23 protein-coding genes are annotated in these 22,086 nt (G+C 52.7%); 15 read left to right on the forward strand and 8 right to left on the reverse strand.

What is annotated here, in order from left to right; translation table 11 throughout:
- The first annotated feature begins 22 nt into the window (after nucleotides 1-22).
- The 11 genes from skp to tilS all read left to right on the forward strand — a co-directional run bounded on the left by skp (nucleotide 23) and on the right by tilS (nucleotide 13,168).
- Nucleotides 23-508, forward strand: coding sequence for a molecular chaperone Skp (skp, locus tag IMQ48_RS21770; RefSeq protein WP_096758233.1), 486 nt, complete (start codon nucleotides 23-25; stop codon nucleotides 506-508).
- A 3-nt stretch (nucleotides 509-511) separates the two neighbouring features.
- Nucleotides 512-1,537: a UDP-3-O-(3-hydroxymyristoyl)glucosamine N-acyltransferase gene (lpxD, locus tag IMQ48_RS21775; protein ID WP_196210624.1), complete on the forward strand. Its 1,026-nt coding sequence runs from the start codon at nucleotides 512-514 to the stop codon at nucleotides 1,535-1,537.
- A gap of 104 nt (nucleotides 1,538-1,641) precedes the next feature.
- Nucleotides 1,642-2,097 (forward strand): 3-hydroxyacyl-ACP dehydratase FabZ, encoded by a 456-nt coding sequence (fabZ, locus tag IMQ48_RS21780; RefSeq protein WP_003018528.1) that lies wholly within the window; start codon nucleotides 1,642-1,644, stop codon nucleotides 2,095-2,097.
- Between the two features lie 3 nt (nucleotides 2,098-2,100).
- A complete protein-coding gene (gene lpxA, locus IMQ48_RS21785) occupies nucleotides 2,101-2,889 on the forward strand; it encodes an acyl-ACP--UDP-N-acetylglucosamine O-acyltransferase (protein WP_196210625.1) in 789 nt (262 codons plus the stop codon).
- The gene (lpxB, locus tag IMQ48_RS21790; RefSeq protein ID WP_196210626.1) at nucleotides 2,889-4,037 is read left to right on the forward strand and encodes a lipid-A-disaccharide synthase; all 1,149 of its coding nucleotides are present in this window, start codon (nucleotides 2,889-2,891) and stop codon (nucleotides 4,035-4,037) included. Before lpxA ends, lpxB begins: the two co-directional genes overlap by 1 nt.
- Nucleotides 4,034-4,630, forward strand: a complete 597-nt coding sequence (gene rnhB, locus IMQ48_RS21795) for a ribonuclease HII (RefSeq protein ID WP_196210627.1) — start codon at nucleotides 4,034-4,036, stop codon at nucleotides 4,628-4,630. The genes lpxB and rnhB overlap by 4 nt, the downstream gene beginning before the upstream one ends.
- Before the next feature lie 36 nt (nucleotides 4,631-4,666).
- On the forward strand, nucleotides 4,667-8,149 hold the full coding sequence (gene dnaE / locus IMQ48_RS21800) for a DNA polymerase III subunit alpha (protein ID WP_196210628.1): 3,483 nt from the start codon (nucleotides 4,667-4,669) through the stop codon (nucleotides 8,147-8,149).
- A gap of 12 nt (nucleotides 8,150-8,161) precedes the next feature.
- Nucleotides 8,162-9,121: an acetyl-CoA carboxylase carboxyl transferase subunit alpha gene (accA, locus tag IMQ48_RS21805; protein ID WP_196210629.1), complete on the forward strand. Its 960-nt coding sequence runs from the start codon at nucleotides 8,162-8,164 to the stop codon at nucleotides 9,119-9,121.
- A gap of 99 nt (nucleotides 9,122-9,220) precedes the next feature.
- The gene (ldcC, locus tag IMQ48_RS21810; protein WP_196210630.1) at nucleotides 9,221-11,359 is read left to right on the forward strand and encodes a lysine decarboxylase LdcC; all 2,139 of its coding nucleotides are present in this window, start codon (nucleotides 9,221-9,223) and stop codon (nucleotides 11,357-11,359) included.
- 65 nt (nucleotides 11,360-11,424) lie between these two features.
- Nucleotides 11,425-11,814 carry a VOC family protein gene (locus IMQ48_RS21815; RefSeq protein WP_196210631.1) on the forward strand — a complete coding sequence of 130 codons (390 nt, stop codon included), beginning with the start codon at nucleotides 11,425-11,427 and terminating at the stop codon, nucleotides 11,812-11,814.
- A 61-nt stretch (nucleotides 11,815-11,875) separates the two neighbouring features.
- On the forward strand, nucleotides 11,876-13,168 hold the full coding sequence (gene tilS, locus IMQ48_RS21820) for a tRNA lysidine(34) synthetase TilS (RefSeq protein ID WP_196210632.1): 1,293 nt from the start codon (nucleotides 11,876-11,878) through the stop codon (nucleotides 13,166-13,168).
- 81 nt (nucleotides 13,169-13,249) lie between these two features.
- Here tilS and rof read toward each other — a convergent pair whose 3' ends face one another.
- Both rof and IMQ48_RS21830 read right to left on the reverse strand, forming a co-directional pair.
- On the reverse strand, nucleotides 13,250-13,510 hold the full coding sequence (gene rof / locus IMQ48_RS21825; RefSeq protein ID WP_096758223.1) for a Rho-binding antiterminator: 261 nt from the start codon (nucleotides 13,508-13,510) through the stop codon (nucleotides 13,250-13,252).
- The gene (locus tag IMQ48_RS21830) at nucleotides 13,497-13,697 is read right to left on the reverse strand and encodes a YaeP family protein (RefSeq protein ID WP_196210633.1); all 201 of its coding nucleotides are present in this window, start codon (nucleotides 13,695-13,697) and stop codon (nucleotides 13,497-13,499) included. The genes rof and IMQ48_RS21830 overlap by 14 nt, the downstream gene beginning before the upstream one ends.
- Before the next feature lie 186 nt (nucleotides 13,698-13,883).
- On the opposite strand from IMQ48_RS21830, the gene IMQ48_RS21835 reads away from it, so the two are divergent.
- The 3 genes from IMQ48_RS21835 to nlpE are packed head-to-tail and all read left to right on the forward strand — an operon-like array spanning nucleotide 13,884 to nucleotide 15,580.
- Nucleotides 13,884-14,426, forward strand: a complete 543-nt coding sequence (locus IMQ48_RS21835) for a YaeQ family protein (RefSeq protein WP_196210634.1) — start codon at nucleotides 13,884-13,886, stop codon at nucleotides 14,424-14,426.
- Complete coding sequence (gene arfB / locus IMQ48_RS21840) at nucleotides 14,426-14,848, forward strand: alternative ribosome rescue aminoacyl-tRNA hydrolase ArfB (protein ID WP_196210635.1); 423 nt, start codon at nucleotides 14,426-14,428, stop codon at nucleotides 14,846-14,848. Before IMQ48_RS21835 ends, arfB begins: the two co-directional genes overlap by 1 nt.
- 33 nt (nucleotides 14,849-14,881) lie before the next feature.
- On the forward strand, nucleotides 14,882-15,580 hold the full coding sequence (gene nlpE / locus IMQ48_RS21845; protein WP_196210642.1) for an envelope stress response activation lipoprotein NlpE: 699 nt from the start codon (nucleotides 14,882-14,884) through the stop codon (nucleotides 15,578-15,580).
- A 43-nt stretch (nucleotides 15,581-15,623) separates the two neighbouring features.
- On the opposite strand, the gene proS is transcribed toward nlpE, so the two are convergent.
- From proS to metN, 6 genes are all read right to left on the reverse strand, one after another.
- The gene (gene proS, locus IMQ48_RS21850; RefSeq protein ID WP_137399687.1) at nucleotides 15,624-17,342 is read right to left on the reverse strand and encodes a proline--tRNA ligase; all 1,719 of its coding nucleotides are present in this window, start codon (nucleotides 17,340-17,342) and stop codon (nucleotides 15,624-15,626) included.
- Between the two features lie 110 nt (nucleotides 17,343-17,452).
- Nucleotides 17,453-18,160 (reverse strand): tRNA (N6-threonylcarbamoyladenosine(37)-N6)-methyltransferase TrmO, encoded by a 708-nt coding sequence (gene tsaA / locus IMQ48_RS21855; protein WP_196210636.1) that lies wholly within the window; start codon nucleotides 18,158-18,160, stop codon nucleotides 17,453-17,455.
- Nucleotides 18,157-18,561, reverse strand: coding sequence for an Rcs stress response system protein RcsF (gene rcsF / locus IMQ48_RS21860; RefSeq protein ID WP_196210637.1), 405 nt, complete (start codon nucleotides 18,559-18,561; stop codon nucleotides 18,157-18,159). Before rcsF ends, tsaA begins: the two co-directional genes overlap by 4 nt.
- 116 nt (nucleotides 18,562-18,677) lie before the next feature.
- On the reverse strand, nucleotides 18,678-19,493 hold the full coding sequence (gene metQ / locus IMQ48_RS21865) for a methionine ABC transporter substrate-binding lipoprotein MetQ (RefSeq protein WP_196210638.1): 816 nt from the start codon (nucleotides 19,491-19,493) through the stop codon (nucleotides 18,678-18,680).
- Nucleotides 19,494-19,538: 45 nt separating this feature from the next.
- Nucleotides 19,539-20,192, reverse strand: a complete 654-nt coding sequence (locus IMQ48_RS21870; RefSeq protein ID WP_003018471.1) for a methionine ABC transporter permease MetI — start codon at nucleotides 20,190-20,192, stop codon at nucleotides 19,539-19,541.
- Nucleotides 20,185-21,216, reverse strand: coding sequence for a methionine ABC transporter ATP-binding protein MetN (gene metN, locus IMQ48_RS21875; protein ID WP_196210639.1), 1,032 nt, complete (start codon nucleotides 21,214-21,216; stop codon nucleotides 20,185-20,187). The genes IMQ48_RS21870 and metN overlap by 8 nt, the downstream gene beginning before the upstream one ends.
- 189 nt (nucleotides 21,217-21,405) lie before the next feature.
- On the opposite strand from metN, the gene gmhB reads away from it, so the two are divergent.
- A complete protein-coding gene (gene gmhB, locus IMQ48_RS21880; protein WP_196210640.1) occupies nucleotides 21,406-21,972 on the forward strand; it encodes a D-glycero-beta-D-manno-heptose 1,7-bisphosphate 7-phosphatase in 567 nt (188 codons plus the stop codon).
- The last annotated feature ends 114 nt before the right edge of the window (nucleotides 21,973-22,086 follow it).

Consider the following 22,086-nt stretch of genomic DNA (forward strand, 5'->3'; position numbering starts at 1 on the left):
ATGGGATGGTAAGGAGTTTATTGTGAAAAAGTGGTTATTAGCTGCAGGTCTTGGTTTAGCGATGGCAACGTCTGCACAGGCTGCCGACAAAATTGCAATCGTCAATATGGGTAGCCTGTTCCAACAGGTTGCGCAGAAGACTGGTGTTTCCAGCACGCTGGAAAACGAGTTCAAAGGCCGCGCCAGCGAACTGCAGCGCATGGAATCCGATCTGCAATCTAAAATGCAGCGTCTGCAATCCATGAAAGCAGGTAGCGATCGTACTAAGCTGGAAAAAGACGTTATGGCTCAGCGCCAGACTTTCTCTCAGAAAGCGCAAGCTTTTGAGCAGGATCGTGCACGTCGTTCCAATGAAGAACGTGGCAAACTGGTTACGCGTATCCAGACTGCTGTGAAATCTGTCGCTAGCAGCCAGAGCATCGATCTGGTCGTTGACGCAAACACCGTTGCTTACAACAGCAGCGATGTAAAAGACATCACCGCTGACGTACTGAAACAGGTTAAATAAGTAATGCCTTCAATTCGACTGGCTGATTTAGCAGAGCAGTTGGATGCAGAATTACACGGTGATGGCGATATCGTCATCACCGGCGTAGCGTCCATGCAATCTGCGCAAACTGGCAATATCACGTTCATGGTGAATCCTAAGTATCGTGAGCACTTAAGCCTGTGCCAGGCTTCTGCCGTTGTGATGACGCAGGACGATCTTCCTTTTGCTAAGAGTGCAGCGTTGGTAGTGAAGAATCCCTACCTGACCTATGCACGAATGGCGCAAATTTTAGATACCACGCCTCAGCCGGCGCAGAACATTGCATCCAGTGCAGTGATTGATGCGACGGCGAAGCTGGGTAAGAATGTTTCTGTTGGCGCAAATGCGGTCATCGAGTCTGGCGTAGAACTGGGCGATAACGTGGTTATCGGTGCAGGCTGTTTCGTCGGAAAAAATACAAAAATCGGTGCAGGTTCACGCTTGTGGGCGAATGTGACGATTTATCATGACATCCAGATCGGTGAAAATTGCCTGATCCAGTCCAGCACTGTCGTCGGATCTGACGGCTTTGGCTATGCAAACGATCGTGGTAACTGGGTGAAGATCCCGCAACTTGGTCGCGTGATTATTGGCGATCGTGTTGAGATCGGCGCTTGCACGACCATCGACCGTGGTGCTTTGGACGATACCGTGATCGGCAATGGTGTTATCATTGATAACCAGTGCCAGATTGCGCATAACGTTGTGATTGGCGACAATACGGCAGTCGCCGGTGGCGTCATTATGGCGGGTAGCCTGAAGATTGGTCGTTACTGTATGATTGGCGGTGCCAGCGTGATCAATGGGCATATGGAAATATGCGACAAAGTCACGGTGACTGGCATGGGTATGGTGATGCGTCCTATCACTGAACCGGGCGTCTATTCCTCAGGCATTCCGCTACAACCTAACAAGGTATGGCGTAAAACTGCGGCGTTGGTGATGAATATTGATGATATGAGCAAGCGTCTCAAGGCGATTGAACGCAAGGTTAATCAACAAGACTAAAGCATCGTTTTACGCATGTCTGACTTTACGGCCTGTCACATTCATACGATTGCGGCAGGCCGTGTTATTATTGCCTTTTAGTATATTTTGACAGGAAGAGTATTTTGACTACTAACACTCATACTCTGCATATTGAAGAGATTTTGGAACTTCTGCCGCACCGTTTTCCGTTTTTGCTGGTTGACCGTGTGCTGGATTTTGAAGAAGGTCGTTTTCTGCGCGCAGTGAAAAATGTATCCGTTAACGAGCCTTTCTTCCAGGGCCACTTCCCGGGTAAACCGATTTTTCCGGGCGTGCTGATTCTGGAAGCGATGGCGCAGGCAACGGGTATTCTGGCGTTTAAAAGCGTAGGAAAACTGGAGCCAGGCGAGCTGTATTACTTTGCAGGTATCGATGAAGCACGCTTCAAGCGCCCTGTCGTGCCAGGCGATCAGATGATCATGGAAGTGACTTTCGAGAAAACGCGCCGCGGCCTGACCCGTTTTAAAGGGGTTGCGCTGGTCGACGGTAAAGTTGTGTGCGAAGCAACGATGATGTGTGCCCGTAGCCGGGAGGCCTGATACGTGATTGATAAATCCGCCTTTATTCACCCGACCGCCATTGTGGAAGAGGGTGCCAGTATTGGTGCCAATGCCCATATTGGTCCTTTTTGTATTGTTGGACCCCACGTTGAAATTGGTGAGGGTACCGTACTGAAGTCTCATGTTGTCGTGAATGGCCATACTAAAATTGGTCGCGATAATGAGATCTATCAGTTTGCCTCCATCGGCGAAGTAAACCAGGATCTTAAATATGCTGGCGAACCGACCCGCGTGGAAATTGGCGATCGCAACCGCATCCGCGAAAGCGTCACCATTCATCGTGGCACAGTGCAGGGCGGTGGGTTGACGAAGGTGGGCAGCGATAACTTACTGATGATCAATGCGCACGTCGCGCATGATTGTACGATTGGTAATCGCTGTATTCTGGCGAATAACGCCACGCTTGCCGGACATGTAACGCTTGATGATTTCGTTATCATCGGTGGAATGACGGCGGTGCATCAGTTCTGCATCATCGGTGCGCACGTGATGGTCGGCGGTTGTTCTGGCGTTGCTCAGGACGTTCCGCCGTACGTTATTGCTCAGGGCAACCACGCGACGCCGTTTGGTGTCAATATCGAAGGTTTGAAGCGTCGTGGGTTCACCCGCGAAGCGATTACCGCGATCCGCAATGCCTATAAAGCGTTGTACCGCAGCGGCAAAACGCTGGAAGAAGTGAAACCGGAAATCGCCGAACTGGCGAAGCAGTATCCGGATGTTCAGGCTTTCAGTGATTTCTTTGAACGCTCAACGCGTGGCCTGATTCGTTAATGACTGAGCAGCGTCCATTAACGATTGCCCTCGTCGCCGGAGAAACCTCCGGCGATATTCTTGGTGCCGGATTAATTCGCGCACTCAAGGCGCGTGTACCTAATGCCCGTTTTGTTGGCGTGGCAGGTCCGTTGATGCAGGCCGAAGGCTGTGAAGCCTGGTACGAAATGGAAGAACTGGCGGTGATGGGCATTGTTGAGGTGCTCGGTCGTCTGCGACGTTTGCTGCATATTCGCGCCGATCTGACTCGCCGTTTCACTGACCTTAAGCCGGACGTTTTCGTCGGTATCGATGCGCCTGATTTCAATATCACCCTTGAAGGGAACTTGAAAAAACAGGGTATTAAAACCATTCATTATGTCAGTCCTTCTGTATGGGCATGGCGACAGAAACGCGTTTTCAAAATAGGCAGATCCACCAATATGGTGCTGGCTTTTCTGCCTTTCGAAAAAGCGTTTTATGACAAATTTAATGTTCCTTGCCGTTTTATCGGCCACACCATGGCGGACGCCATGCCGTTGGATCCGGATAAAAATGCAGCCCGCGACGTGCTGGGTATTCCTCATGACGCGCACTGCCTGGCGCTATTGCCGGGAAGCCGAGGGGCTGAAGTGGAGATGCTTAGCGCCGATTTTCTGAAAACGGCACAGCTGCTACGCCAGCAGTATCCCGATCTCGAAGTGGTCGTGCCGCTGGTTAATGCCAAACGGCGAGAACAGTTTGAGCGTATCAAGGCTGAAGTAGCGCCGGAACTTTCCGTACACCTGCTCAATGGGATGGGGCGTGAAGCGATGGTTGCCAGCGATGCCGCGCTGCTGGCTTCTGGCACGGCAGCGCTGGAATGTATGCTGGCGAAGTGCCCAATGGTTGTCGGTTATCGTATGAAACCTTTTACGTTCTGGCTGGCGAAGCGTCTGGTGAAAACCGATTATGTTTCGTTGCCGAACCTGCTGGCGGGAAGAGAATTAGTCAAAGAGCTGTTGCAGGATGAATGCGAACCGCAGGCGCTGGCGAACGCGCTGCAGCCGTTGCTGGCGAATGGCAAAACCAGCCATGCGATGCACGATACGTTCCGCGACCTGCACCAGCAGATCCGTTGTAATGCCGATGAGCAGGCGGCGGATGCGGTCCTGGAGTTAGCACAATGATTGAATTTGTTTATCCACATACGCATTTAGTGGCGGGTGTGGATGAAGTAGGACGGGGTCCTTTGGTTGGGGCCGTGGTGACTGCAGCAGTTATTCTTGACCCGGCGCGTCCGATTGTTGGTCTCAACGACTCCAAAAAATTGTCTGAAAAGCGTCGCCTGGCGCTGTACGATGAAATCAAAGAAAAAGCGTTGAGCTGGAGTCTTGGGCGTGCGGAACCGCATGAAATTGACGAGCTGAATATCCTGCATGCCACCATGCTGGCCATGCAGCGCGCGGTGGCTGGTTTGCACATCACGCCAGAATACGTGCTAATTGACGGAAATCGTTGTCCGGTATTGCCGATGCCGTCGATGGCAGTAGTGAAAGGGGACAGTCGCGTGGCGGAGATCAGTGCGGCGTCTATCCTGGCAAAAGTCACCCGTGATGCTGAGATGGCGGCGCTGGATACTGTTTTCCCGCAGTACGGTTTTGCGCAGCATAAAGGCTATCCAACTGCTTTTCATTTGGCTGCGCTCGTTGAACATGGTGCTATCGAGCATCACCGTCGCAGCTTTGCTCCTGTCAAACGCGCACTGGGACTTACGTCCTGATTCTTGTGGCAAGAATAAGTAAACCGGAATCTGAAGATGTCTGAACCACGTTTCGTCCACCTGCGGGTGCACAGCGACTACTCCATGATTGATGGGCTGGCGAAAACCGGGCCGCTGGTGAAAAAGGCGGCCGCGTTGGGTATGCCTGCGCTGGCGATCACCGATTTCACCAACCTGTGTGGTCTGGTGAAGTTCTACGGAGCGGGTCACGGTGCGGGCATTAAGCCGATTGTTGGCGCTGATTTTCATGTCCGTAGTGAGCAGTTTGGCGACGAATTGACTCAACTCACGGTGCTTGCAGCCAATAATACGGGCTACCAGAATCTGACGTTGTTGATATCAAAAGCCTATCAGCGCGGTTATGGTGCTGAAGGGCCGACCATTGACAGAGACTGGCTGATCGACTTAAAAGACGGCTTAATTTTACTTTCCGGTGGTCGCATGGGCGACGTCGGACGTAGCCTGCTACGCGGTAACAGCGCGCTGGTTGAAGAGTGCATCACGTTTTATGAAGAACATTTCCCCGATTGTTATTTTCTGGAACTGATCCGAACCGGCCGGCAGGACGAAGAAAATTATCTGCATGCTGCGGTGGCGCTGGCCGAAACGCGGGGTCTGCCGGTGGTGGCGACCAACGATGTTCGCTTCCTTGAAACCGGAGACTTTGACGCACATGAGATCCGCGTTGCGATCCATGATGGTTTCACTCTCGATGATCCGAAACGTCCGCGTAACTATTCGCCGCAGCAGTATATGCGCAGCGAAGAAGAGATGTGCGAGCTGTTTTCCGACATCCCGGAAGCGCTGCAAAATACCGTCGAGATAGCCAAGCGCTGTAACGTGACAGTACGTCTGGGTGAATATTTTCTGCCGCAGTTCCCGACCGGGGATATGACCACTGAGGATTTCCTCGTGGCAAAATCGCGTGAAGGGCTGGAAGAACGTCTGGAGTTTCTGTTCCCCGATCCTGACATTCGAGCGCAGAAGCGTCCTCCTTACGACGAACGTCTGGAGATTGAACTTAAAGTTATCAACCAGATGGGGTTCCCAGGTTACTTCCTGATCGTAATGGAATTTATCCAGTGGTCGAAAGACAACGGCGTGCCGGTTGGACCTGGCCGTGGTTCCGGTGCGGGTTCGCTGGTGGCCTATGCGCTGAAAATAACCGACCTCGATCCGCTGGAATTTGATCTGCTGTTCGAACGTTTTCTTAACCCGGAACGTGTTTCGATGCCCGACTTCGACGTTGACTTCTGCATGGAGAAACGCGACCAGGTGATTGAACACGTAGCGGAGATGTATGGCCGTGATGCGGTATCGCAGATTATTACCTTCGGTACCATGGCGGCAAAAGCGGTTATCCGCGACGTGGGCCGCGTGCTCGGGCATCCGTACGGGTTTGTCGACAGGATTTCTAAACTAGTGCCACCCGATCCGGGAATGACGCTGGCAAAAGCCTTTGAGGCTGAGCCACAACTGCCAGAAATCTACGAGGCGGACGAAGAGGTCAGGGCGCTTATCGACATGGCGCGTAAGCTGGAGGGTGTCACACGTAACGCCGGTAAGCATGCGGGTGGCGTGGTTATCGCGCCCACTAAAATTACCGACTTTGCTCCGCTCTACTGTGATGAAGAAGGTCTTCATCCGGTCACTCAGTTCGATAAAAACGACGTGGAATACGCCGGGCTGGTGAAGTTTGACTTCCTGGGGCTGCGTACGCTGACGATCATTGACTGGGCGCTGAAAATGATCAACCCGCGTCGGGCAAAGCAGGGACTGGAGCCGATTGATATCGCCGCCATTCCGCTCGACGATAAAAAATGTTTCGATATGCTGCAACGCTCGGAGACGACCGCCGTCTTCCAGCTTGAATCCCGCGGCATGAAGGATCTGATCAAGCGCCTGCAGCCTGACTGCTTCGAAGATATGATAGCCCTGGTGGCGTTGTTTCGCCCCGGTCCGCTGCAGTCGGGGATGGTAGATAACTTTATCGACCGTAAGCACGGGCGAGAAGAGATATCCTACCCGGACGTACAATGGCAGCATGAGTGCCTGAAACCTGTTCTGGAGCCGACGTACGGCATTATCCTGTATCAGGAACAGGTCATGCAGATCGCCCAGGAGCTGTCTGGCTATACTCTTGGCGGCGCGGATATGCTGCGTCGTGCGATGGGTAAGAAAAAGCCGGAAGAGATGGCCAAGCAGCGCGGCACCTTTGAAGAAGGGGCGAGGAAGCGCGGCGTAGACGGTGAACTGGCGATCAAAATCTTTGACCTGGTAGAGAAATTTGCCGGTTACGGGTTTAACAAATCGCACTCCGCTGCCTATGCGCTGGTGTCTTACCAGACGCTATGGCTGAAAACGCATTACCCCGCTGAGTTTATGGCCGCGGTAATGACCGCCGATATGGATAACACTGAGAAAGTGGTTGGACTGGTGGATGAATGCTGGCGCATGGGACTGAAAATCCTGCCGCCGGATATCAACTCCGGGCTGTATCATTTCCACGTGAATGATGACGGTGAGATTGTGTATGGCATCGGCGCGATAAAAGGTGTGGGTGAAGGCCCCATTGAAGCTATTATTGAAGCGCGTAACAAAGGTGGCTATTTCCGCGAGCTGTTCGATCTCTGCGCCCGTACTGATATCAAAAAGTTAAACCGCCGAGTGCTGGAAAAACTGATCATGTCCGGGGCGTTTGACCGCCTTGGCCCGCATCGTGCCGCACTGATGAATTCGCTGAATGATGCGCTTAAAGCCGCCGATCAGCATGCCAAAGCCGAAGCCATCGGCCAGGCCGATATGTTTGGCGTCCTGGCGGAAGAGCCGGAACAAATTGAACAATCTTATGCCAACTGCACGCCGTGGCCGGAGCAGGTGGTATTAGACGGTGAGCGTGAAACGTTAGGGCTTTACCTGACGGGACACCCCATCAACCAGTATTTAAAAGAAATTGAGCGCTATGTCGGAGGCCACAGGCTGAAAGACATGCATCCGACAGATCGTGGTAAAGTCACCACGGCTGCGGGGCTCGTCATTGCTGCGCGGGTAATGGTCACCAAGCGCGGCAATCGTATCGGCATCTGTACGCTGGATGACCGTTCCGGGCGTCTGGAAGTGATGTTATTTACTGAGGCTCTGGAGAAATACCAGCATTTGCTGGAAAAAGACCGCATACTTATCGTCAGCGGACAGGTCAGCTTTGATGACTTCAGCGGCGGGCTTAAAATGATGGCCCGTGAAGTCATGGATATTGACGAAGCCCGGGAAAAATACGCTCGCGGGCTTGCTATCTCGCTGACGGACAGGCAAATTGATGACCAGCTTTTAAACCGACTCCGTCAGTCTCTGGAACCCCACCGCTCGGGGACAATTCCAGTACATCTCTACTATCAGAGGGCGGATGCACGTGCGCGGTTGCGTTTTGGCGCAACGTGGCGTGTCTCTCCGAGCGATCGTTTACTTAACGATCTCCGTGGCCTTATTGGTTCGGAGCAGGTGGAACTGGAGTTTGACTAATACAGGAATACTATGAGTCTGAATTTCCTTGATTTTGAACAGCCGATTGCAGAGCTGGAAGCAAAAATCGATTCTCTGACTGCGGTGAGCCGTCAGGATGAGAAACTGGATATTAACATCGATGAAGAAGTGCATCGCCTGCGCGAAAAAAGCGTAGAACTGACGCGCAAAATCTTTGCCGATCTTGGCGCATGGCAGGTAGCCCAGCTGGCACGCCATCCACAGCGTCCGTACACCCTGGATTATGTCCGCCTGGCGTTTGATGAGTTTGATGAGCTGGCGGGCGATCGTGCCTATGCGGATGATAAAGCTATTGTCGGCGGTATCGCGCGCCTTGATGGTCGTCCGGTGATGATCATTGGTCATCAGAAGGGCCGTGAGACCAAAGAGAAGATTCGTCGCAACTTCGGCATGCCCGCGCCGGAAGGTTACCGCAAAGCGCTGCGCCTGATGGAAATGGCCGAACGTTTCAAGATGCCGATCATTACCTTCATCGACACCCCTGGCGCATACCCAGGCGTGGGTGCGGAAGAACGCGGCCAGTCTGAAGCGATTGCGCGCAACCTGCGTGAAATGTCACGTCTGAGCGTGCCGGTTATCTGTACCGTTATCGGTGAAGGTGGATCTGGCGGCGCGTTGGCAATCGGCGTAGGCGATAAAGTGAATATGCTGCAATACAGCACCTATTCCGTTATCTCCCCGGAAGGCTGTGCGTCCATTTTGTGGAAAAGCGCAGACAAAGCGCCGCTGGCGGCAGAAGCGATGGGTATTATTGCGACGCGTCTGAAAGAGCTGAAGCTTATCGATTCTATCGTACCGGAACCGCTGGGCGGGGCTCATCGTAATCCAGAAGTCATGGCTGCGTCGCTGAAAGCACAACTGCTGACCGATCTGGCCGATCTTGACGTGTTAAGCACGGAAGAGCTGAAAAATCGCCGTTACCAGCGTCTGATGAGCTACGGTTACGCGTAAACTGCATATATTCTGAAAAGGGCCACAAAGCTGTGGCCCTTTTTTTTACCTGCGGTTTGACCAGGCTATGATTAACTAAGGTTTTTCCAGGAGGAATGCATGAATATCATTGCCATCATGGGACCGCATGGCGTCTTTTATAAAGATGAGCCCATCAAGGAACTTGAACGTGCGTTACAGCAGCAGGGGTTCCAGATTATCTGGCCGCAGAATAGTGTCGACCTGCTGAAATTTATTGAGCACAACCCGCGAATTTGTGGTGTCATTTTTGACTGGGATGAATACAGCCTGGAGCTGTGTAGCGATATCAACCAGCTTAACGAATATCTCCCGCTGTACGCCTTTATCAATACCCATTCGACGATGGATGTCAGCGCACACGACCTGCGCATGGCGCTGTGGTTTTTCGAGTATGCTCTAGGCCAGTCTGACGATATTGCCACCCGCATTCGCCAGTACACCAATGAGTACCTTGATAATATCACTCCGCCGTTTACCAAGGCGTTGTTCACCTACGTGAAAGAAGGGAAGTATACCTTCTGTACACCGGGGCATATGGCGGGAACTGCGTACCAAAAGAGCCCGGTGGGCTGCCTGTTCTATGACTTTTTTGGCGGCAATACGCTCAAGGCCGACGTCTCCATTTCCGTGACCGAATTGGGATCGCTGCTGGATCATACCGGCCCGCACCTGGAGGCCGAAGAGTATATCGCCCGCACCTTTGGTGCTGAGCAGAGCTATATGGTGACGAATGGCACCTCGACGTCGAACAAAATTGTCGGTATGTATGCAGCCCCGACCGGAAGTACGTTACTGATCGATCGCAACTGTCATAAATCACTGGCGCATTTGCTGATGATGAGTGACGTGGTGCCCATTTGGCTGAAACCCACGCGTAATGCGCTGGGAATTCTTGGTGGCATACCTAAGCGTGAATTTACCTGCGAGAGTATTGAACGTAAAGTCGGAGAGACCGTCCAGGCCCAGTGGCCAGTACATGCGGTGATCACCAACTCCACCTACGACGGTCTGCTGTATAACACCAACTGGATCAAACAGACGTTGGATGTACCTTCTATCCACTTTGACTCGGCCTGGGTGCCATACACCCATTTTCACCCAATCTATCAGGGGAAAAGCGGCATGAGCGGTGAAAGGGTGCCGGGCAAAGTTATCTTTGAAACGCAGTCTACCCACAAGATGCTAGCGGCGCTGTCTCAGGCATCTCTGATCCACATTAAAGGTGACTACGATGAAGAGACCTTTAATGAAGCCTTTATGATGCATACCTCGACGTCGCCGAGTTATCCGATTGTCGCGTCAATAGAAACGGCAGCGGCAATGCTGCGCGGCAACTCGGGCAAGCGCTTAATCAATCGCTCCGTTGAGCGTGCGCTGCATTTTCGCAAAGAAGTTCAGCGACTGCGGGAAGAGTCGGACGGCTGGTTCTTTGATATCTGGCAGCCGGAAAAGGTGGATGAAGCGGAATGCTGGCCCGTTGCGCCGGGTGAAGACTGGCATGGGTTTACCGATGCCGACGCCGACCACATGTTCCTCGACCCGGTGAAAGTGACTATTCTGACGCCGGGGATGGATGAACAGGGAAACATGAGCGACGAAGGGATCCCGGCGGCGCTGGTGGCGAAATTCCTCGACGAACGTGGTGTCGTGGTGGAGAAAACGGGTCCGTATAATCTGTTATTTCTGTTCAGCATTGGTATTGATAAAACCCGGGCGATGGGGTTGCTGCGCGGGCTGACAGAGTTCAAACGTTCGTACGATCTGAATTTGCGTGTGAAGAATATGCTGCCAGATTTGTATGCTGAAGATCCGGATTTCTATCGCAATATGCGTATTCAGGATCTGGCACAGGGGATCCACAATCTGATCCGCCAACACGATCTCTCCGGGCTAATGCTACGGGCATTTGACACCCTGCCTGAAATGAAAATGACGCCGCATCAGGCCTGGCAGCGGCAGATCAAAGGTGAAGCAGAGACGGTGATGCTCGATCAACTGGTGGGGCGTGTTTCTGCAAATATGATCCTGCCTTATCCTCCTGGTGTACCGCTGCTGATGCCGGGGGAAATGATCACCGAAGAAAGCCGGTCGGTGCTCGATTTCCTGCTGATGCTGTGTTCTGTTGGCCATCATTACCCTGGATTCGACACGGATATTCATGGCGCTAAACTGGGCGAGGACGGCGTGTACCGTGTGAGAGTCTTAAAAATGGCATAACAACTTGCCGGAACTGACTGCGGACGAGTAACGTGCGAAAAGAAAACTAAAGAGGCCAAGACGCTATGCTGGGATTAAAACAGGTTCACCATATTGCCATTATTGCGATGGATTACGCGGTGAGTAAGGCATTTTACTGTGATGTTCTGGGCTTTATGCTGATAAGCGAGGCCTATCGGGAAGAGCGTGATTCCTGGAAAGGCGATCTGGCGCTGAACGGGCAGTACGTGATTGAGCTTTTTTCTTTTCCGTTTCCACCATGCCGTCCCAGCCGACCGGAAGCCTGCGGTTTACGCCACCTGGCATTTAGCGTGGATGATGTGGAAAAGGCGATAGCCCATCTGGAACGTCATTATGTGAAATGTGAGCCGGTACGTATCGACCCCTTTACCGGTAAACGTTTTACCTTTTTCAACGATCCAGACGGATTACCGCTTGAACTGTACGAGCTGTAAGGCTTGTCATTGTGACCGCAGCCCGGTAACGTGCCGGGCAATACCCTTGTAAGCAATCATCATGACGACACTCACGCTGAACACTTCACTTCTGACTTCTCCCCGTATCCTGGTGGCTTTTAGCGGCGGCCTCGACTCGACCGTGCTTTTGCATCAGTTGATGCTGTGGCGAAAACAGCACCCCGACGTCGCCCTTCGTGCTATTCACATCCACCATGGGTTGAGTCCGCACGCAGACGAATGGGTGACACACTGCGAATCGGTTTGTGCACAATGGCAGGTGCCGCTGGTGGTTGAGCGGGTGCATCTTCAGGATGGCGGGATGGGGATAGAGGCGCAGGCCCGGCGGGCGCGCTATCAGGCTTTTGCCCGGGCGCTGCTGCCAGGTGAAGTGCTGATGACCGCCCAGCATCTGGATGACCAGTGTGAAACTTTTCTGTTGGCGCTTAAGCGCGGCAGTGGTCCTGCCGGGCTTTCCGCCATGGGGGAATGCTCTCCGTTTGCTGGAACCCAACTTATTCGCCCTCTATTGGCGCAAACGCGTGACGTGCTTGAACGCTGGGCGTTGAAGTATGGACTACGCTGGATTGAAGATGAAAGTAATCAGGATGATGCCTACGATCGCAATTTCCTGCGGCTACGTATTATCCCGCAACTGCAACAGCGTTGGTCGCACTTTGCTGAGGCAACGGCTCGTAGTGCGGCGCTGTGTGCCGAGCAGGAAAGCTTACTGGATGAGCTACTCGCCAATGATTTAGCGGGGTGTGTCACCGCTCAAGGCACCTTGCAGCTAGCGCCATTAATGACGATGAGTGATGTACGGCGTGCGGCGTTGCTTCGTCGCTGGCTAGCTGGACTGAATGCACCGATGCCCTCCCGGGATGCACTGGAGCGGATCTGGCAGGAAGTGGCGCTGGCGCGAGAAGATGCCGTGCCGCGCTTGTGCGTTGGTGAATACGAAATCCGCCGCTATCAGTCACAGCTGTGGTGGATTAAATCTGTTGCCGGGCAAAGTGACCGGGTGATCCCGTGGTCATGCTGGCAAACGCCGCTGAAGTTGCCAGCCGGGCTGGGAGAATTACAGTTACTTCCCGCTGGCAAACTGCGTATACCGCGTATGGATGAACCCGTCAGTATTCGCTTTAAAGCGCCCGGGTTATTGCACATTGTCGGGCGTAACGGTGGGCGTAAACTCAAAAAAATATGGCAGGAGCAGGGGATCCCGCCCTGGCGACGCGATACCACGCCGTTACTGTTTTACGGTGAAACGCTGATTGCGGCAGCCGGTGTCTTTGTAACGCGGGAAGGACTGGCGGAAGGGGAAGAAGGCGTGAATCTGGTATGGCATGCCTGATGACGCTGCGCTTATCAGGCCTACATTTCGCATGGAGAGTAGGTCAGGTAAGGTGCTTGCACCGCCATCAGGCAAAATGGTTTATGACTCGCTAACCACCACGGTTCCGATTTCCGGATGGCTGAAGCTGGCAATCTTGTCGAGACGAAGCTCACGTGATTCACCTGAGACGTCTGCAACCAGATATTCCACATTTTTGCGTGAAACCAGGTCATTGGCTTTCGCCTGCAGAACTTCGCCATCTTTTAGCGCCAGTGTCAGTAATAAATGGTGCTGGCAGGCGAGCTCAAGATTGTCGTAATCATCACAGTTAATGGGTTGATACGTTTCATTCATTGACATAATCGCTCACCAGTAAGTTCGCGGCAGCATAGGCCGCTTTTTCTCTGACCGACTCTGAAAGGGCGCTGTCTGCCGCCACTTCATTCAGTACTTTCAATACGCAACCCAGCGCATCCGGGATATACCCTAAGTCTCCGCTGGCGATTTCCGCGTACCGCTTGCGTATTAACTCACAATATTTTTCCACATGCCCTCCTGTCAGTACTCTGACTTAACCGTGGATGCAAGTCTAAGCCTACGAAGATAAACTCTGTTTAGCAAGGTGACTATACCATACTCATTCAAGCAATATCAGCGCCTTGATAGGTGCGGTTAGCAGCCTTTTGGCGCAGTTTTCGCTACAATGTGCGCCTGATTCGAAAGGAGTTCTCTCATGGCGCTTAAAGCGACAATTTATAAAGCCGTTGTCAACGTGGCGGATCTTGACCGCAACCAGTTTCTTGATGCGGCATTGACGCTGGCGCGTCACCCTTCTGAAACCCAGGAGCGCATGATGCTGCGCCTGTTGGCATGGATTAAATATGCCAATGAGCGGTTGCAGTTTACGCGGGGCTTGAGTGCGGAAGATGAGCCGGAAGCATGGCTGCGTAACGATCATCTGGATATTGATTTATGGATTGAGCTCGGCCTGCCGGATGAACGTCGTATAAAGAAAGCCTGTACTCAGTCTGCGGAAGTTGCCCTATTTACCTATAACAGCCGTGCGGCGCAAATCTGGTGGCAGCAAAACCAGAGCAAGTGTGCTCAATTTGCTAATCTATCCGTCTGGTATCTGGATGACGAGCAACTGGCACAACTGAGCGATTTTGCCGGCCGTACCATGACATTACAGGCGACTATCCAGGATGGGGCCATCTGGTTGTCAGACTCTCAGAACAATCTGGAAATTCATCTGACCGCGTGGCAGCAACGTTGATGATTGTACTCTCCCGAAACGTCTCTATCCCTGATAATGAGCTGGAAATCACGGCTATCCGGGCACAGGGTGCGGGCGGACAGCACGTTAACAAAACCTCGACGGCCATTCATTTGCGCTTTGACATTCGGGCCTCTGGCCTGCCAGAGTATTACAAGGAACGCCTGCTGGCAGCCAGTCACCATCTGATCACAGCAGATGGTGTCATCATCATCAAGGCGCAGGAATACCGCAGCCAGGAGCTTAATCGGGAAGCTGCCCTGGCCCGCCTGGTGCAGGTGATTAAAGAATTAACCGCGGTGCAAAAAAGCCGACAGGCAACCCGCCCTACGCGCGCCTCGAAAGAGCGCCGGTTGTCATCGAAGGCGCAAAAATCCACAGTGAAGGCGCTGCGTGGGAAAGTTCGTCGCTCGCAGGACTGACGAACAGGAATAAAAAAATCATAAGGAAAATTCATAGTGAAAACAGCAATATTGTCAGTCATCGCTGCATGTACGCTCTTTTCCTTGATCGGCTGTAATAATCGTACTGAGGTCGAAGCATTACAGCCGACGCGGGCGGCAGAATTAAAACCAATGCAGCAAAGCTGGCGTGGTATCTTGCCCTGCGCCGACTGCGAAGGGATTGAAACCTCGTTGTTCCTGGAAAAAGACGGGACATGGGTGATGAACGAACGCTATCAGGGCGTACGGGATGAGCCGTCTTCCTTTGCCTCTTATGGCACCTGGGCCCGCACGGCGGATAAGCTGGTGTTGACCGACAGCAAAGGTGAAAAATCTTACTACCGGGCAAAAGGCGAGGCGCTGGAAATGCTCGATCGTGAAGGTAATTCGATCGAGTCGCAGTTCAACTATACCCTTGAGCCGGTCTCAGCCAGCTTGCCCGTCACGCCAATGCCGATGCGCGGGATGTATTTCTATATGGCGGATGCGGCTATCTTTACCGACTGTGCGACGGGCAAGCGTATGCCGGTTGCGAATAATGCCCAACTTGAACGCGACTATTTATCGGCACGAGCGGAAACGGGGCAATCTGTCTTGCTGACCCTTGAAGGACATTTCACGCAGGAGGCGAACCCGGACACGGGCGAGAAGGTGAAAACGCTGATGGCGGATAAAGATGCGAAGTTTATACCCGGTAAAGGGTGTAATTAATCGATGAAAAAAAGGCCCTGATGATCAGGGCCTTTTGCTGGTATTAGCCTTTAATGGCTTTAATCAGATAGTCGACGATGTCGCCGGTTTTAATCAGCTGTTTCTCGCCGTGACGACGGTATTTGTATTCGATATCATCGTTGTCGAGGTTACGGTCGCCCAGCACGATGGTGTGCGGAATACCGATCAGTTCCATATCGGCAAACATCACGCCTGGACGTTCTTTACGATCGTCCATCAGCACTTCGATACCCTGCGCGCGTAGCTCAGCGTAAAGCTTCTCAGCCAGTTCCTGTACGCGGTAGGATTTGTGCATGTTCATCGGCAGAATCGCCACCTGGAACGGTGCGATGGCGTCCGGCCATACGATGCCGCGATCGTCAAAGTTCTGTTCAATAGCGGCAGCAACAACGCGAGTCACCCCGATACCGTAGCAGCCCATGGTCAGAATCTGGTTACGACCATCTTCGCCCTGAACGGAAGCTTTCATTGCTTCAGAGTACTTGGTACCCAACTGGAAGATGTGACCCACTTCGATACCGCGTTTAATCAGTAGTGTGCCTTTGCCGTCCGGGCTCGGGTCGCCGGCGACCACGTTACGGATGTCAGCCACTTCCGGAGTTGCGACATCGCGATCCCAGTTAATGCCGAAATAGTGTTTACCGTCGATGTTGGCACCGGCAGCGAAATCGCTCATTACCGCAACGGTGCGGTCGATAACTACCGGGATCGGCATGTTCACCGGACCGAGAGAACCCGGACCCGCTTTGACTACGGCACGAATTTCTTCTTCGGTGGCGAAGGTCAGTGGGCTGGCAACCTGCGGCAGCTTTTCTGCTTTGACTTCGTTCAGCTCGTGATCGCCACGAACCAGCAATGCCACCAGCGGGTAGCTGCTGCCTTCGACCGCTTTCACCAGCAGGGTTTTCACGGTTTTTTCGATCGGCAGATTGAACTGCTCAACCAGCTCAGCGATGGTTTTCGCGTTTGGCGTATCGACCAGCGTCATTTCCTGCGTGGCGGCGCCGCGCGGTTCTTTTGGCGCTACGGCTTCTGCAAATTCAATGTTGGCAGCAAAGTCGGAGCTGTCAGAGAACACGACGTCATCTTCGCCGCTCTGCGCCAGTACCTGGAATTCGTGAGAGGCGCTACCGCCGATAGAACCGGTGTCAGCCTGTACCGCACGGAAATCCAGACCCATACGGCTGAAGATCTTGCTGTACGCGGCATACATTGCGTCGTAGGTTTCTTGCAAAGATTCCTGCGTCGTATGGAAAGAGTATGCATCTTTCATCAGGAATTCGCGGGAGCGCATGACGCCGAAACGTGGGCGTACTTCGTCACGGAATTTAGTCTGGATCTGGTAGAAGTTCAGCGGCAGCTGTTTGTAAGAGCTGAGCTCGTTACGGATCAGGTCGGTGATCACTTCTTCATGCGTTGGGCCGAGTACGAATGGACGATCGCCGCGGTCAGCAATACGCAGCAGTTCCGGGCCGTACTGTTCCCAACGGCCGCTCTCTTCCCATAGTTCAGAAGGCTGAACTACCGGCATTAACACCTCGATAGCACCGGCGTTGTTCATCTCTTCACGCACGATGTTTTCGACTTTTTTCAGGACGCGCACGCCGGTCGGCAGCCAGGTGTATAACCCGGAGGCCAGCTTGCGGATCATCCCGGCGCGCAGCATCAGCTGGTGGCTGATAACCTCGGCGTCGGCAGGTGTCTCCTTCAGAGTGGAGAGCAGATATTGGCTAGTACGCATGTTGTTACGGTTCCAGTTGAACGATCGAACAGGCTCAACGCGAGCCTGACACAAAAAAAGTGGTTTAGTTTACCAGCGAGTAAGGGATGTCAAAAGAGAAGGGCGTGAAATTACCGGGGTTCGAGCGCAAAGACTTCGAAACCCTCTGCTGTCACGCGCCAGCGCACATTGAAATCGTGTAGCCAGACGGCGTACGTTTTGCCTGTCTCTTCACCCTTACGATACGCAGGACGCGGGTCCTGTGCCAGCACTTCACCAATAAATGTTTTTAGCAACGGATAACGTTTTTCTAGCATCAGAAGTTGTTGCTCAACCTCAGGGGTGAAACCGACAGCCATTTCCGCCTCTGGCGCATGCTGTGCATAGCTGGCGGTGGCATCAGGCAGTGCTTCAGCAAATGGCAGGTAGGGCTTGATATCGACCACCGGGGTTCCGTCGACCAGATCCAGACTGCCCAATTGCAGGATGACGTTCTCTTTGTGGCAAACAATGCCTTTCAGTTCGACCAGTGACATGCCGACAGGATTAGGGCGAAAGGTCGAGCGTGTGGCAAAGACTCCCATTCTGGCGTTGCCGCCGAGTCGGGGAGGGCGCACGGTTGGCCGCCATCCACCTTCCATTGTCTGGTGAAAAACAAAAATCACCCACAAATGACTGAATGCTTCCAGGCCGCGAACGGCATCGGCCTGGTTATACGGTGCGAGCAAATGTAGTTCGCCGTTGGCGCTGTTCACCAGACCAGGCTGGCGCGGAACGGCGAATTTTTCTTTATAGGGAGAGCGGATAACGCCTATTTGCTCGAACTGAAAATGGCTCATTTCGTTGAAATATTTAGTGCAGAACCGATACAAACCGCCTGACGGTAGCAACCTGGTGTTCCGCTGGTCACTTCGCAGCTGTGCAGCAATACCGCATTCGCTTTCATTTTAGACGCATTAATCTGCATGCGTTTGCGTGCGGTTGGAATGCTCGGAGGGGAATCCTGGTTTGATGCCTGACAGGATTCACCGCTGACTTCGCCCAGATCGCGGAACGGTTTACCGACCAGATCTTCAGCGTTAGTAATAATTCTTACCGGTGTGGCACGCGGCGCTTTTGGTTTTTCTGGCTCCGCTTTCGGCGGGGTCGCGGTGCTTTGAACGGGTTCAACAGGGGATCTGCTTAACATAGAACAGCCGCTCAACATGAGTGCTACTAAACAGATCGGTAAAGCACGCATAATATTTCCTCAATGAATGATCTAAACGTCAGATATTGAATCAGGTGCTTGCATAAATGACAAGACGGGCAAGCGCCCGTCCTGATGATATTACAGATTCTGGAAACAGCCTAAAACTACCAGCCCTTAACAGCACCGCCGTTAAAGACTTTGTTTGCCGCTTCGTAAACTTCGTCAGACTGATACGCCTCAACAAATTTCTTCACGTTCTCAGCATCTTTATTGTCTTCGCGAGTCACGATCAGGTTTACGTACGGGGAGTCTTTATCTTCAACAAAGATACCGTCTTTTGCCGGGGTCAGGCCGATCTGGCTGGCGTAGGTGGTATTGATAACCGCCAGGGCGATTTGTGCATCGTCCAGTGAACGCGGCAGTTGCGGTGCTTCCAGCTCTACCAGCTTCAGGTTTTTCGGGTTTTCAACAACGTCCAGCGCGGTTGGCAGCAGGCCAACGCCGTCTTTCAGTTTGATCAGGCCCACTTTCTGCAGCAACAGCAGGGAACGGCCGAGGTTAGTCGGGTCGTTTGGAATGGCTACCTGAGAACCTTCCTGCAACTCATCCAGTGATTTGATCTTTTTGGAATAGCCAGCAATCGGGTAAACAAACGTATTGCCTGCAGCAACCAGTTTGTAACCGCGATCTTTGATCTGCTGATCCAGGTACGGTTTGTGCTGGAAGGCGTTGGCATCGATATCGCCTTTGCTCAGCGCTTCGTTAGGCAGGACGTAATCGTTGAACGTGACCAGTTCAACGTCCAGACCGTATTTTTCTTTCGCCACTTTCTGCGCGACTTCGGCAACCTGCTGCTCTGCGCCAACAATAACGCCCACTTTGATGTGGTTTGGATCTTTTTCATCCTGACCGCAACCCACAAGTGCCAGAGAACCGATCAGGGCTCCAACTGCCGCAAAGGTTTTGAATTTGAACGCCATGCTTATTTCCTTTTCTTAATGAGTTTTTCTGTGTTGTGTGCAACGTTACTTGTGCGTGACCGCCCGGACGATGCGATCGCCGGATAACTGAATTAAATAAACCAGAACGACAAGTAATACCAGTACTGTATTCATCACGGTAGCGTTGTATCCAATGTAGCCGTATTGATAGCCAATCTGCCCAAGGCCGCCTGCACCGACTGCCCCGCCCATTGCTGAATAACCGACCAGGGTAATCAGTGTGATCGTTGCCGCATTCACCAGGCCCGGCAACGCTTCTGGGAGTAACACTTTACGCACGATCTGTAACGGCGTAGCGCCCATCGCTCGCGAGGCTTCAATCAGCCCGGTAGGGATTTCCAGCAGCGCGTTTTCTACCATACGGGCAATAAACGGTGCGGCACCCACGGTTAGCGGGACGATAGCGGCCTGCAAACCGATGGAGGTGCCGACAATCATGCGGGTAAATGGAATCATCCACACCAGCAGTATAATGAACGGGATGGAACGGAAAATATTGACCAGTGCTGATAGCGTACGATAGAGCTTCGCGTTCTCGATGATTTGCCCCGGACGCGTGACGTACAGCAGTACGCCGACGGGCAGGCCAATCACAAAGCCAAAAAAACCGGACACAAAGGTCATTGCCAGCGTTTCCCATACGCCGCGAACCAGCAGCCACATCATCGGCTCAGACATAACCCAGTACCTCTACTTTTACATGGTGTTCCTGCAGCCAGTTGATGGCCGCTTGTGTATCTTCCGGTGCGCCGTGCATTTCAGTCAGCATGATGCCGAACTTGACGCCACCAGCGTAATCCATCTGCGCGCTGATAATGTTATTGTTCACATTAAAGCGGCGAGCGATTTCGGAGAGCAGTGGGGCATCGACAGAATGGCCGGTAAATTCCATGCGCAGCATCGGGACGCTGTCGGCTTCTGGCTCTGCTTTTAAACGCTCCAGGTAATCTTCTGGAATATCCAGATGCAGCGTGGATTGAATGAATTTCTGCGCCAGCGGGGTTTTTGGGTGTGAAAACACTTCACTCACCGTGTCCTGCTCGATCAGTTCACCATCACTGATAACCGCTACACAGTCACAAATACGTTTTACGACGTCCATCTCATGGGTAATCAGCAGGATGGTTAACCCAAGACGGCGGTTAATGTCTTTCAGCAATTCCAGAATCGAACGAGTGGTTGCCGGATCGAGCGCGCTGGTGGCCTCATCGCACAGTAATACCTTCGGTTGGCTTGCCAGGGCACGGGCAATAGCGACACGCTGTTTCTGTCCACCCGAAAGGTTGGCGGCATAGCTGTCGTGCTTATCCCCAAGACCTACTAAATCCAGCAGTTCCGTAACGCGACGTTTGATCTCTTCTTTTGGTGTGTTGTCCAGCTCCAGCGGAAGCGCGACGTTACCAAATACCGTGCGGGAAGATAGCAGGTTAAAGTGTTGGAAAATCATGCCAATTTGACGGCGAGCTTTGGTCAGTTCGGATTCAGAAAGCGTGGTGAGCTCCTGACCGCCGACCTGTACACTGCCCTCGGTTGGGCGCTCAAGTAAGTTAACGCAGCGGATGAGCGTACTTTTACCGGCGCCTGAGGCGCCAATAACGCCATAAATCTGTCCGGCAGGAACATGCAGACTGACATTGTTCAGTGCCTGAATGGTGCGCGTCCCCTGCTGGAACACTTTGGTGATATTCGAAAGTTTAATCATTGGTTATTTATTATCGTAATTAAGTTAGCCGTGGCATTTTCGTCTGTCTGGTACGGTCGACGTCGTTAATAAGATGGATGTTAAGGCATCCAGACGTCTAAATCAATCTGGCTTTGCACGATGAGCACTTTCTTGACTGCCGAAACATGCGATACTAGAGCAACATGCCTTATTCAGGAGCTATAAAAGGTGGCAAAGACTGTACCTGCAATTTTTCTCGACCGTGATGGCACCATTAATGTGGACCACGGTTATGTACATGAGATCGACGAGTTCGAGTTTATCGACGGCGTTATTGATGCCATGCGTGAACTTAAACAGATGGGCTATGCGCTTATCGTCGTGACTAACCAGTCGGGTATTGCTCGCGGTAAATTTACCGAGGCGCAATTCGAAACGCTGACGGAGTGGATGGACTGGTCGCTGGCCGATCGTGACGTTGATCTGGATGGCATCTACTATTGCCCGCATCACCCGCAGGGATCTGTAGAAGAGTACCGCCAGGTTTGCGACTGTCGTAAACCGCATCCGGGAATGCTTCTCTCTGCGCAAGAGTTCCTGCACATCGATATGGCGTCTTCCTATATGGTAGGCGACAAAATAGAAGACATGCAGGCGGCGGCAGCCGCTAACGTTGGGACCAAGGTATTGGTGCGCACCGGCAAGCCTGTCACGCCAGAAGCAGAAAATGCGGCTGATTTAGTGATAAATAGCCTCGCTGACCTGCCATTGGCGATAAAAAAGCAGCAAAAGTAAGCGTTGTGGGTAAAAGGTGAGCGGTTGAAACAAAAATGCATTTTTCCGCTTGTCTTCCTGAGTCGACTCCCTATAATGCGCCTCCATCGACACGGCGGATGTGAATCACTTCAC

The organism is Citrobacter sp. Res13-Sevr-PEB04-36, from assembly GCF_015672735.1.
Lineage (GTDB): Bacteria > Pseudomonadota > Gammaproteobacteria > Enterobacterales > Enterobacteriaceae > Citrobacter.

Excerpts from the sequence above, each read along its gene's own strand:
- lpxD (WP_196210624.1), top strand. The coding sequence starts at position 512 with ATGCCTTCAATTCGACTGGCTGATTTAGCAGAGCAGTTGGATGCAGAA.
- lpxB (WP_196210626.1), top strand. The coding sequence starts at position 2,889 with ATGACTGAGCAGCGTCCATTAACGATTGCCCTCGTCGCCGGAGAAACC.
- rnhB (WP_196210627.1), top strand. The coding sequence starts at position 4,034 with ATGATTGAATTTGTTTATCCACATACGCATTTAGTGGCGGGTGTGGAT.
- dnaE (WP_196210628.1), top strand. The coding sequence starts at position 4,667 with ATGTCTGAACCACGTTTCGTCCACCTGCGGGTGCACAGCGACTACTCC.
- accA (WP_196210629.1), top strand. The coding sequence starts at position 8,162 with ATGAGTCTGAATTTCCTTGATTTTGAACAGCCGATTGCAGAGCTGGAA.
- ldcC (WP_196210630.1), top strand. The coding sequence starts at position 9,221 with ATGAATATCATTGCCATCATGGGACCGCATGGCGTCTTTTATAAAGAT.
- IMQ48_RS21815 (WP_196210631.1), top strand. The coding sequence starts at position 11,425 with ATGCTGGGATTAAAACAGGTTCACCATATTGCCATTATTGCGATGGAT.
- tilS (WP_196210632.1), top strand. The coding sequence starts at position 11,876 with ATGACGACACTCACGCTGAACACTTCACTTCTGACTTCTCCCCGTATC.
- rof (WP_096758223.1), bottom strand. The coding sequence starts at position 13,510 with ATGTCAATGAATGAAACGTATCAACCCATTAACTGTGATGATTACGAC.
- IMQ48_RS21835 (WP_196210634.1), top strand. The coding sequence starts at position 13,884 with ATGGCGCTTAAAGCGACAATTTATAAAGCCGTTGTCAACGTGGCGGAT.
- arfB (WP_196210635.1), top strand. The coding sequence starts at position 14,426 with ATGATTGTACTCTCCCGAAACGTCTCTATCCCTGATAATGAGCTGGAA.
- proS (WP_137399687.1), bottom strand. The coding sequence starts at position 17,342 with ATGCGTACTAGCCAATATCTGCTCTCCACTCTGAAGGAGACACCTGCC.
- tsaA (WP_196210636.1), bottom strand. The coding sequence starts at position 18,160 with ATGAGCCATTTTCAGTTCGAGCAAATAGGCGTTATCCGCTCTCCCTAT.
- rcsF (WP_196210637.1), bottom strand. The coding sequence starts at position 18,561 with ATGCGTGCTTTACCGATCTGTTTAGTAGCACTCATGTTGAGCGGCTGT.
- metQ (WP_196210638.1), bottom strand. The coding sequence starts at position 19,493 with ATGGCGTTCAAATTCAAAACCTTTGCGGCAGTTGGAGCCCTGATCGGT.
- IMQ48_RS21870 (WP_003018471.1), bottom strand. The coding sequence starts at position 20,192 with ATGTCTGAGCCGATGATGTGGCTGCTGGTTCGCGGCGTATGGGAAACG.
- metN (WP_196210639.1), bottom strand. The coding sequence starts at position 21,216 with ATGATTAAACTTTCGAATATCACCAAAGTGTTCCAGCAGGGGACGCGC.